10 protein-coding genes are annotated in these 12,037 nt (G+C 40.3%); 2 read left to right on the top strand and 8 right to left on the bottom strand.

Features of this window, described 5'->3' with window-relative positions:
• Positions 1-26 precede the first annotated feature (26 nt).
• From rseP to rpsB, 8 genes are all read right to left on the bottom strand, one after another.
• The gene (rseP, locus tag DD649_RS10310) at positions 27-1,379 is read right to left on the bottom strand and encodes a sigma E protease regulator RseP (protein WP_294106906.1); all 1,353 of its coding nucleotides are present in this window, start codon (positions 1,377-1,379) and stop codon (positions 27-29) included.
• An 8-nt stretch (positions 1,380-1,387) separates the two neighbouring features.
• A complete protein-coding gene (cdsA, locus tag DD649_RS10305; protein WP_294106904.1) occupies positions 1,388-2,248 on the bottom strand; it encodes a phosphatidate cytidylyltransferase in 861 nt (286 codons plus the stop codon).
• Between the two features lie 12 nt (positions 2,249-2,260).
• Positions 2,261-3,013 (bottom strand): polyprenyl diphosphate synthase, encoded by a 753-nt coding sequence (gene uppS / locus DD649_RS10300; RefSeq protein ID WP_294106899.1) that lies wholly within the window; start codon positions 3,011-3,013, stop codon positions 2,261-2,263.
• A gap of 187 nt (positions 3,014-3,200) precedes the next feature.
• A complete protein-coding gene (gene ispC, locus DD649_RS10295) occupies positions 3,201-4,394 on the bottom strand; it encodes a 1-deoxy-D-xylulose-5-phosphate reductoisomerase (RefSeq protein ID WP_294106897.1) in 1,194 nt (397 codons plus the stop codon).
• A gap of 149 nt (positions 4,395-4,543) precedes the next feature.
• A complete protein-coding gene (gene frr, locus DD649_RS10290; protein WP_294106895.1) occupies positions 4,544-5,101 on the bottom strand; it encodes a ribosome recycling factor in 558 nt (185 codons plus the stop codon).
• Between the two features lie 108 nt (positions 5,102-5,209).
• On the bottom strand, positions 5,210-5,938 hold the full coding sequence (gene pyrH / locus DD649_RS10285; RefSeq protein WP_294106893.1) for a UMP kinase: 729 nt from the start codon (positions 5,936-5,938) through the stop codon (positions 5,210-5,212).
• A gap of 207 nt (positions 5,939-6,145) precedes the next feature.
• Positions 6,146-6,997, bottom strand: coding sequence for a translation elongation factor Ts (gene tsf / locus DD649_RS10280; protein WP_294106891.1), 852 nt, complete (start codon positions 6,995-6,997; stop codon positions 6,146-6,148).
• A 136-nt stretch (positions 6,998-7,133) separates the two neighbouring features.
• The gene (gene rpsB, locus DD649_RS10275) at positions 7,134-7,859 is read right to left on the bottom strand and encodes a 30S ribosomal protein S2 (RefSeq protein WP_294106889.1); all 726 of its coding nucleotides are present in this window, start codon (positions 7,857-7,859) and stop codon (positions 7,134-7,136) included.
• Positions 7,860-8,446: 587 nt separating this feature from the next.
• Here rpsB and map point away from each other — a divergent pair.
• Together map and glnD are read left to right on the top strand one after the other, a co-directional pair.
• On the top strand, positions 8,447-9,244 hold the full coding sequence (gene map / locus DD649_RS10270) for a type I methionyl aminopeptidase (protein WP_294106888.1): 798 nt from the start codon (positions 8,447-8,449) through the stop codon (positions 9,242-9,244).
• A gap of 128 nt (positions 9,245-9,372) precedes the next feature.
• The gene (glnD, locus tag DD649_RS10265; RefSeq protein WP_294106886.1) at positions 9,373-12,012 is read left to right on the top strand and encodes a bifunctional uridylyltransferase/uridylyl-removing protein GlnD; all 2,640 of its coding nucleotides are present in this window, start codon (positions 9,373-9,375) and stop codon (positions 12,010-12,012) included.
• Positions 12,013-12,037: the final 25 nt, after the last annotated feature.

Below are 12,037 nucleotides of genomic sequence, written 5' to 3'. Positions count from 1 at the left end.
CCTTACTGGTCCCCAGCTAATAAAAATTAGAAGCGAGAGAAATCATTAAAAAGTGCAAGTCCCATTAACAGAATCAATGCCATTGCACCTATCCGGAAACTAAAGTCTTGTACTCGCTCAGACACTGGACTTCCTTTAATTTTTTCAATTAACAAGAAGAGCAAATGTCCCCCATCTAAAACAGGCAATGGAAACAGATTGATGATACCTAAATTTACGCTAATAAGCGCAATAAACATCAAATAATATACCAAGCCTGACTCGGCTGATACCCCCGCACCTTTCGCGATAGATATCGGACCGCTCAAGTTATTGAGTTTGACATCCCCAACAACCAGTTTACCCATCATATTGACAGTTAGTTTCATCAACTGCCATGTTTTATCACTTGCTTGATAAAACGCAGCGAATGGTCCGTATTGCTGTACCATTCTATATTCTTCTGCTAACGGTAACACTGAAAGTTCAACACCCGCAAATCCAATTTTCTCTCCACCTTGTCCATTTTGGCTATCAGGTGTAAGCACAAGCGAAATAAGTTGCTGGTTTCTTTCTACATCTAATTTTAAAAGTGTCCCGGGATTACTACGAATAATTCGCGTCACTGGGTCCCAAAGACCTAGTTTTTCCCCGTTTACACTGACAATTCTATCACCAGGCATTAAACCTGCACGATCACCTGCTAAACCCGGTGTTACTTTTTGTATAACAGGATCAATTCTCGCAGAGACAGGCATGATACCAATCGAAAGTATCGGGTCTTGCTTTTCGGGATCAAATTGCCACGCAGTTAAATCAACTGTTTCCGTAATTGGCTCATTATATCCTTGAGGCAAAACTTGTGCAGTAAATTCACGATCGCCAATTTTGCCCACTAGCGCTAAACGAACTGAATTCCAATCAGGCGTTTCGATACCATCAATCGATTTTAGTTCCATTTTAGGCGTAAAATTTGCTGCCGCTGCAATTGAGCCCGGTTTTACATCTTCAATAATCGGGCGAACTGATGGAACCCCAATCATAAAGACTATCCAGTAGACAACAATAGCAAGCAAAAAGTTCGCAATCGGACCTGCACTAATAATTGCAGCTCGTTGCCCCACCGTTTTATTGTTGAATGCCAAATGACGACGTTCAGGTGCTACATCCCCTGCCCGTTCGTCTAACATTTTCACATAACCACCGAGTGGTATTAACGCTAAAACAAACTCGGTACCATGGCGGTCAACCTTGCGCCATAGTGTTTTGCCAAACCCGATAGAAAATCGTTCAACATAAACACCACAACGCCTGGCAATCCAAAAATGCCCAAATTCATGTACAGTTATCAATACCCCAATGGCAATGATAAATGCAGCTAAACTCCAAATAAATCCCATTTATAATCCTAAAGACCAAAACCGTTAAAAACTAACAAATTTAGCCCTGCAAAAACTGGAATTGCGGCTGTTAGACTATCAATTCGGTCAAGAATTCCACCATGACCCGGAATTAAATGGCTACTATCTTTAATTCCTGACTGGCGCTTAAACATACTTTCAGTTAAGTCACCAAACACAGAAACAATAACCACAATAATTGATGTCACCAGTAAATAGTCAGGCATCACTGGGATCGGTGCAAATGCACTAAACAGCCACGAGATAACACCAGCAGTAATCAATCCACCAATTAAGCCTTCCCATGTTTTTCCAGGCGAAACTTTAGGGGCTAATTTATTACGTCCCATCGTACGGCCGAAAGCATAAGCGCCAGAGTCTGCGCCCCAAACTAACAACATGACATATAATAGCCACCAAGCCCCAAAGAAGGTATCGCTATGATAACCAATCGTTCTGAGTACCATCATGCCGCAATAAAAAGGAACAATGGTTAATACACCAAATAACAGGCGTACGATGACCGATTTACCCCATGACGCGGAAGCTGGATAAGTAATGACTAATAAAATAGCAACAACCCACCATACGAGCCCTGCCCATAACCCATAATAAATTACCGGTTCACTAGCCAGTTCAACGATGTTAGGTAAAGAAAATTGAATCGCAAGCAGTATAGCGGCAAACACGACAGCTAGCCCAATACGCTTTGCTTGTGAATGCCAGCCCGCAAATTGCGCCCATTCCCAAGCACCTAATGCACAAACCGCAATCACCACATAACCAAAATTCACAGGGGAAAGCAAAAATAATGCCGCAATAACTATAGGTATTAGTATTATTGCTGTTAGTAAACGATATTTCAGCACATCTTTCTCCCTTTATTTAACCAACTCGTCATCTGATTCAGCCCCACCATAACGACGTTCGCGCTTACTAAAAGCATCAACTGCATCTTGAAACACCATTTCATCAAAATCTGGCCATAAAACGTTGGTGAAATAAAATTCCGCATATGCGACCTGCCATAATAAAAAATTACTAATCCGATGTTCACCACCGGTTCTAATCACTAAATCTACATTTTCTTGATCATTCATGCAGACATAATCATTAATGGTTTCTTCATTAACATCGTCAATAGCGATATCACCATTACTGACTTTCTCAAATATTTGTCTAACACTATTGGCAATATCCCAACGCCCACCATAGTTCGCTGCAATATTTAATCTTAATCCCGTATTGTTCTGTGTCAGCGCCTCTGCTTTATCAATTCTTTTTCTAAGGCGTTCACTAAAGCGATTAATATCACCAATAACTTTTAATTTAACATTGTTTTTGTGCAAGTTTTTAACTTCATTATCCAACGCAAAAACAAATAGCTCCATTAACGAACTGACTTCTTTTTCTGGTCTTCTCCAGTTCTCACTGCTAAACGCATAAAGAGTTAATGAGCTAATTTTATTTTTTACTGCAAAACGAACAGAGTTACGCACAGATTCAACACCTGCTTTATGACCTGTAATTCTGAGTTTGCCTCTCTGCTTTGCCCATCGCCCATTACCATCCATAATGATAGCGACATGCTTAGGAATCATCGATTCAGCGAGATTTTCACCACTAGAGTTCATTAAATGTTAATCCTTGTGTGTATAACTTTGAGAATCCAACTCAATAATAACCTTTATTATTAAATATGCTGATAAGACACATCCTTAAATTCTCAGATAACTACTGATATTGTCTTTGTTTTTTGAACCCATCACATATTAAAGATATATCATGGGTATCAGCAACTAAATAAATCACATACTAAGATTAAAATTCTTGCGAAATTGACTTTCCAGCTTCACGACGAGCCCATGCATCGATTTCTAAGACCTCCTCAATCGAGACTGGTTCAGAAAAAACATGTTTTTCCATGGTCTTGTGGTTAATTTTTGCGATATCCGTAAAGCGGATCTTACCTTCAAGGAAAGCTTCTACCGTTATTTCATTTGCGCCATTAAGAACCGTTGTCGCAGCTTGCCCTTCATGACATGCGTCCATAGCAAGTTTTAAGCAAGGATAGCGTTGGAAATCAGGTTGAACAAAGGTTAGTGACGATAAAGTTGCAAAATCAAGTGGCTTCGCACCTGACATTATACGCTGTGGATATGCCATACTATACGATATCGGCGTGCGCATATCAGGTGTACCCAGCTGTGCAATAACACTGCCATCTCTATAACGCACCATTGAGTGAATCACGGATTGAGGATGAACAATCACTTCCATTTGATCTTGCGTGGCATTGAAGAAATAACAAGCCTCAATATATTCTAATCCTTTATTCATCATTGTTGCTGAATCAACAGAAATTTTACGTCCCATCGACCAATTTGGATGATTACAAGCCTCATCAGGTGTGACATTAGCAAAATGTGAAAGTGGAGTATCTCTAAATGGGCCACCAGAACCCGTTAAAATAATACTCGAAATACCTGATGCCGATAAATCAGCAAAACCTAAATTAAGTTGAATCACTTCAGGTAAGCTTTGAAAGATCGCATTATGCTCGCTATCAATAGGGAAGACTGTTGCATTATGCTCACGAATAGCATTAAAGAATAAACGACCACTGGTAATAAGAGATTCTTTATTCGCTAATAATATTCTTTTTCCTTTACGGATCGCCGCAAGCGTTGGCAATAATCCAGCAACACCAGTAATAGCTGACATGACTTGGTCAGCGTCATCGAGCCCAGCAAGTTCAATTGTGGCCTCTTTACCCGATAAAACTTCGGTTTTACAATTATTTTCAGATAGAATCCTACGCAATGATTGAGCTGATGACTCATCGGCCATCGACGCATATTTAGGATTAAATTCAATACATTGGCTTGCCATTTCAGCAACATTTTTCCCTGCCACGAGAGCAAGAACTTGAAATTTATCAGGATTTTGTCGAACAACAGAAAGAGTGCTGGTACCAATTGAGCCGGTCGAACCGAGGATTGTCAGACGTTTCATAGTAGTCGGATACTCTGTATTAATTCAATACTGAGATTATATCAGCTTAAAGATAAGAATGGATTCTTTAATAGGTATGAAAAATAATAAAGCCATCCAAAATATACAGATTAACTGTATACCTAGATGGCTTCATTACTAATGATGGATTAGAAATCCATCAATTCCGTTTCTTTTTGCGCTAATGCTTCATCAACTTTCTTGATATAACCATCAGTCAATTTTTGGATATCATCTTGTGAACGACGTTCGTCATCTTCACTGATTTCTTTATCTTTGAGTAAAGCTTTAACTTTATCGTTAGCATCACGGCGAATGTTGCGAACGGCAATACGACCTTGTTCAGCTTCACCACGAACAACTTTGATTAGATCTTTACGACGTTCTTCTGTTAATGCAGGCAGAGGTACACGAATAACAGTACCAGCAGAAGATGGATTCAGACCTAAATCTGAAGACATAATCGCTTTTTCAATTGCCGGAGACATTGAACGGTCAAAGACTGAAATTGCTAATGTACGTGAATCTTCTACAGTCACGTTAGCCAGTTGGCGTAATGGTGTTGAAGAACCATAATAGTCAACCATAATACCATCAAGCAGGCTAGGAGATGCACGACCTGTACGGATTTTACTAATTTGGCTTTTTAGTGCTTCAACGCTCTTTTCCATACGGTCTTGAGCATCTTTTTGGATTTCGTTAATCACGTTTTCAACCCTTAAGAACTAGTTATTAAAGGCCGCAATGCAGCCTCGCTTAAATTGTCTGAATTTACATTAGATAATACATTTAAACTCAGGTCATGTCTCTGAGTATTAACGGTGAGAAATCAGAGTCCCTTCATTTTCGCCCATCACAACGCGACGTAACGCACCTGGCTTATTCATATTGAAAACACGAATTGGTAAGTTATGGTCACGTGCTAAAGTAAATGCCGCTAAGTCCATTACTTTCAATTCACGTTCCAGAACTTCTTGATAATCTAAATTTTCATAAAGAACAGCATCAGGATCTTTTGCAGGATCTGCAGAATAAACACCATCAACTTTTGTTGCTTTCAATACAACATCAGCTTCGATTTCAATACCACGCAAACAAGCTGCTGAGTCTGTTGTAAAGAATGGATTACCTGTTCCCGCTGAAAAAATAACCACACGGCCATGACGCAGTAGGCTAATAGCTTCAGCCCAGCTATAGTTATCACAAACACCGTTAAGTGGAATTGCAGACATCAGCCTTACATTCACATAAGCACGATGCAAAGCGTCTCGCATAGCAAGCCCATTCATGACGGTTGCTAGCATACCCATATGGTCACCAACAACGCGATTCATACCCGCTTCTGCCAAGCCGGCTCCGCGAAACAGGTTACCACCACCAATAACTACACCGACCTGTATTCCCAGTTCTATGAGTTCTTTGATTTCCTGAGCCATACGATCTAAAACGCTAGCATCGATACCAAAACCTTCTGCACCTTGTAAGGCTTCGCCACTTAATTTGAGCAGAATACGCTGATAAACGGGTTTCGCATTAGTTGCCATGGTGTTCTGTCCTACACAGATAATTTATTGGGGTAACGCACATAGAATTATAGACTCTATATGCCTTGATTTTGACTTAGACTGAATATAGCAGTCATATACTCAGAATAATTCAAAGTACATGTTGCTGAATGTAATCAACAACCAGATAACTTGAAGTATGACGAGTATTAAAGAAAGGCCGCCAATTGGCGGCCCTTATATTGCTTACTTGCTCATTGCAGCAACTTCTGCTGCAAAGTCAGTTTCAACTTTTTCAATGCCTTCGCCAACTTCAAAACGAATGAAGCCAGTAACAGTAGCATTTTTCTCTTTCAGCAGGTCACCAACAGATTTGCTTGGCTCCATAACGAAAGGCTGGCCAGTCAGAGAGATTTCGCCAGTAAATTTGTTCATGCGACCGATAACCATTTTTTCAGCGATTTCGCGTGGTTTACCAGATTGCATAGCGATGTCTAACTGAATTTGTTGCTCATGAGCAACAACGTCAGCTGGAACGTTGTCTGGAGTCAGATATTCTGGTTTGCTTGCTGCAATGTGCATAGCGATGTGTTTCAGTAATTCTTCATCTGCGCCTTCAGCCGCAACGAGAACACCGATACGAGCGCCGTGCAGGTAATTACCTACATTTGCGCCTTCCAAAATAGCGACACGGCGAATATTGATATTTTCACCGATTTTAGCAACTAAGTTAGCACGAGCTTCTTCAAATTTTGCTTTCAGTGCATCGATATCAGCACTTTTATCAGCAACAACAGATGCCATTACTTCTTTACCGAATGCTAAGAAACCTGCATCTTTAGCAACGAAGTCAGTTTCACAGTTCAGTTCAACTAATGCACCAGTTTTACCATCAGCAAATACTTCTGCAAGGATAACGCCTTCAGCAGCTACACGGCCTGCTTTCTTAGCGGCTTTAGCCTGACCTGATTTACGCATGTTGTCGATTGCTAATTCAATATCACCATTAGCTTCAACTAGTGCTTTTTTACATTCCATCATACCTGCGCCAGTACGCTCGCGCAGTTCTTTTACCAATGCCGCGGTAATTCCAGACATGTGATTTCTTCCTCGATATACCTTACGGGAGCATTCCCCACAAGGATAGTTCTGATTCACAGAAACAAAAGGGGCCTAATTAGGCCCCTTCTAACCAATATATAGCAATACCTGGTTAATAAGGGCTTTTACCTTATTATTCAGCTTCTACTAAGCTTTCTTCTGCTTGAACAGCCAGATCTTGTGAACGACCTTCATGAACGGTGTTTGCTACAGCGCCCAGATACAGCTTAATTGCACGGATCGCATCATCGTTACCAGGGATAATGAAATCAATACCGTCTGGATCAGAGTTTGTATCAACGATAGCAAATACTGGGATGCCCAGATTGTTTGCTTCTTTGATAGCAATGTGTTCGTGGTCTGCATCGATAACGAACAGAGCGTCAGGTAAGCCGCCCATGTTTTTGATACCGCCTAAGCTGTTTTCTAACTTACCAAGTTCACGAGTACGCATTAGCGCTTCTTTCTTGGTCAGTTTGTCGAAAGTGCCATCTTGAGATTGAATTTCTAAATCTTTCAGACGTTTGATTGACTGACGAACTGTTTTCCAGTTAGTCAACATTCCGCCTAACCAACGATGGTTAACGAAATACTGGTCGCAGCTGTTAGCAGCTTCTTGAACGGCTTCGCTTGCAGCACGTTTAGTACCAACAAACAAAATTTTGCCTTTACGAGAAGAGATTTTAGTCAACTCAGCCAAAGCTTCGTTAAACATTGGAACAGTCTTTTCCAGGTTGATGATATGTACTTTGTTACGCGCACCAAAGATGAAAGGTTTCATTTTTGGGTTCCAGTAACGAGTCTGGTGACCAAAGTGAACGCCCGCTTGTAGCATATCGCGCATGGAAACAGTTGCCATTTAATACCTCTGTATTTAAGTAATTGGGGTTATGCCTCCACGAATCCCATACTACCGACTCCAAAGCTGCGTAGAAACGCATAGGAGCACCCCGGTGCATGTGTCGATTCGTGTGTGTTATTTACACAATTGAGTTTAGTTTACGCATACCCATTTTAATCATTTACAATTCACACTTATGTCAAAATCAACACAAACCAAAAAGTAAGAAGAAAAATATGGATTGCCGGCGCGCTTTATACCATAAAACGGAAGAATAAGCTAACTTTTGTTGTTTTTTAAATTGTAAAAATAACGCATACATTGACGTATTTTCCAGTAAATCCTTTCATCTGCAAGAGGTTCACCAGATTTTTATTTTTGCAATTTGTGCGATTAAAGGCTCAAATTGAACAAGGCTCTGAAGCTGATTCACGTATCCTTACTCCATATTCTATGTGGCATCTAGTTCTGTGCTAGTTGGCAGAAAATGCGGTGGCTGTTACCATTAGTATCATTAATGGTGAATAAGCGGTACTAACCGCTCATTTTCAAATCTTTTTATCAAATTGTCATAATCTTGTTATTGACATAAGTGGACCGAACTCATGGCTATTATTATCAAAACTGAAGAAGATATTCAGAAAATGCGAGTTGCTGGGCGACTAGCGGCTGAAGTGTTAGAAATGATTGCTCCGCATGTTGTGCCTGGAGTGAGTACGGGTGAGCTAGACCGCCTCTGTCATCAGCATATTGTTGAAACGCAACAAGCTATTCCCGCGTGTCTGAACTACCACGGATTTCCAAAATCTGTTTGTATTTCCATCAATGATGTTATCTGCCACGGTATTCCGAGCGATGATAAAATTCTAAAAGAGGGTGACGTCGTTAATATCGATGTTACCGTTATTAAAGATGGTTTTCATGGCGATACCTCAAAAATGTTTATTGTTGGAAAACCAACGATTCAAGGCGAACGTCTTTGTAAAATTACCCAAGATAGCCTGTATTTAGCATTGCGCATGGTGAAACCTGGTATTCGTCTACGTACTTTGGGTAAAGCTATTCAAGAGTTTGTCGAAAAACATGATCTTTCCGTGGTACGTGAATACTGCGGCCATGGTATTGGCGTCGGCTTCCATGAAGAACCACAAGTCTTGCATTACGATGCAGATGATGGAGGCGTTGTGCTACAAAAAGGGATGGCATTTACGATTGAGCCTATGGTGAATACTGGTGATTACCGTATCCGCACAATGAAAGATGGTTGGACCGTCAAAACTAAAGATAGAGGCTGGTCAGCACAATACGAACACACATTAGTTGTGACAGATAATGGTTGTGAAATCCTCACATTGCGCAAAGAAGAAGAGCCATTCATTTCAGCAGTTCTCGTTAATGTGTAATTAGCCCTTAATCAGTAAATTATTTTGTCTCGGATACCCCTTCTTCGGGGTATCTTTCACTATTCATCTTTATTCAAACACCGTAAGCTGATAAAAGTTTCTGTAGCGCTTATCAACACGGAAAGAAAATGATGACAGTATCTTCTAAAACATATCTATCGCCTCATTTATTTCAACCCTCTGACCTTGAGCTATCAACGTTAAGATTGCATGTTGAAGACTTTAATAATTGGTTAGAAGTAGCCTTTAATCATGGTCAATCCGTGGTGGATTTAGTTCATGTCCGTAGTGATTACCTTGATGCGCTATTAACAAGATTATGGCAAGAATATCAATTTGATAAACGTCCAAATATGTCCTTAATCGCAGTAGGCGGCTATGGCCGGCATGAACTGCATCCGTTATCGGACATTGATATTTTAGTGCTAAGTAAAGAGCCTCTTGCCGAAGAAATTGCTACCAAAATTGGGCAATTTATTACGTTGCTTTGGGATTTGCGCTTCGATATTGGTCATAGTGTTCGTTCATTGGCAGAATGCATTAAAGCAGGAAATGATGACTTAACCGTGGCGACCAACCTAATTGAGTCTAGATTAATTTGTGGTGATATCGCCTTATTTTTACAACTACAAAAAACTATTTTCAGTGATGACTTTTGGCCATCAACCACTTTTTTTGCCGCCAAAATTGAAGAACAACACCAACGCCATCAACGCTACCACAGCACCAGCTACAACTTAGAACCAGATATTAAAAGTAGCCCTGGAGGCTTGCGCGATGTGCACACTTTACTGTGGATAGGCCGCCGCCACTTTGGTGCCACTACAGTTGATGAAATGGTGAGTTTTGGTTTTCTAACTGAAGAAGAACATCACGAACTTAAAGAATGTTTAACCTTTCTATGGAAGATCCGCTTTGCCTTACACTTAGTGGTTAAACGTTACGATAATCGACTGTTATTTGATCGACAATTTAGTGTTGCTCGCTTACTGGGTTATGAAGGTGATAAAAATCAACCTGTTGAACGGATGATGAAAGATTTCTATCGTGTAACTCGTCGAGTCAGAGAGCTCAATCAAATGCTATTGCAGCTATTTGATGAAGCTATTTTAACGTTAAATCCGAATGAAAAACCACGCCCCATTGATACACAATTCCAACTTCGCGGATCATTAATTGATGTGATTGATGAAGCGTTATTTATCAAAGAGCCCGCCACCATCTTAAAAATGTTTTACCAAATGGCTCGATATCCAAACATTACTGGTATTTATTCGACTACATTACGTCAATTACGATTTGCTAGACGGAATCTTGCCACTCCTCTATGTGAAAACCCTGAAGCACGAAAGTTATTTTTGAAAATATTACGACACCCTCGCGCAATTAAAGGGGCCTTTGTTCCCATGCATTTGCACAGTGTTTTAAGCGCCTATACACCACTGTGGAGCAATATTGTCGGCCAAATGCAGTTTGACCTATTCCATGCTTATACTGTTGATGAGCATACTATTCGTGTCCTTCAGAAAATTGACAGTTTTACGTTAGAAGAAAATCGCCGCGATCACCCACTTTGTGTCAGTGTTTATCCAAAGTTACTGCAACCCGAAATTTTACGTCTAGCAGCGATGTTCCATGATATTGCAAAAGGCCGCTCTGGCGATCATTCAGATCTTGGCGCTGAATTTGTCTATAGTTTTGCACTACAACATGATTTTTCAATAAAAGAAGCGGAACTTGCTGCTTGGCTAGTGAAAAGCCACCTTTTGATGTCTGTCACTGCACAGCGAAGAGATATTCAAGACCCTGATATAATCAAACAATTTGCACTAGAAGTTAAATCGGTGTCACGTCTAAATTATTTAATGTGCCTAACTGTTGCCGATATTTGCGCCACCAACAGCACATTATGGAATAGTTGGAAACAAAGTCTTATTCGAGAACTTTTTCTATTGACTGAACATCAATTAAATCAAGGAATGCAAAGCACGCCAGACTTACGTGAACGTATTCGTCATCATCGTTATCAGGCTTTATCATTACTACGCCAATCATCTATTGATGAAGAGAAACTAAATGCATTATGGTCTCGTTGCCATGCAGATTATTTCTTACGACACACACCGTCACAACTCGCTTGGCACGCCAGTAATTTATTGAAACACGATTTAACGCATCCATTAGTTTTGATTAGTACTCAATCAAAACATGGTGGCACCGAAATATTTATCTGGTGCCCTGATAAACCACACTTATTTGCCGCTGTCGCTAGCGAACTTGATAGACGTAATTTAAGCATTCATAGCGCTCAAATTTTCACCAACAAAGACAATATGGCAATGGATACGTTTGTCGTACTCGAGCCAAATGGCGCCGCCTTATCGAAAGATAGATATGAGCAGATCCGTAAAACGCTACTGCTCGCCATTCAACAACCTGAAATTTTGCCACCTAAGCCGCGGATGATCCCTGCAAAATTACGTCATTTTACCGTACCGACAAAAGTTAATTTTCTACACTCTACGAATGAACGTCGTAGCTATATGGAATTATTCGCACTTGATCAACCAGGTTTACTGGCCAAAATTGGGCATATTTTTGCACAAATGGAAATTTCATTGTACGGCGCGCGGATCACCACAATTGGCGAAAAAGTTGAAGATTTTTTTGTCCTTGCAGATAAAAATCACAAAGCGCTCAGTAAAAATATGCAACAAGAGTTATCAGAAAGGTTGACAGATGCCCTTAAATCGAAGGATAAAATATAACATCCATCACATTTATCTGTGGTGG

The organism is Providencia sp. (assembly GCF_003533305.1).
Lineage (GTDB): Bacteria > Pseudomonadota > Gammaproteobacteria > Enterobacterales > Enterobacteriaceae > Providencia.
This window is presented reverse-complemented; position numbering and strand designations above follow the sequence as displayed.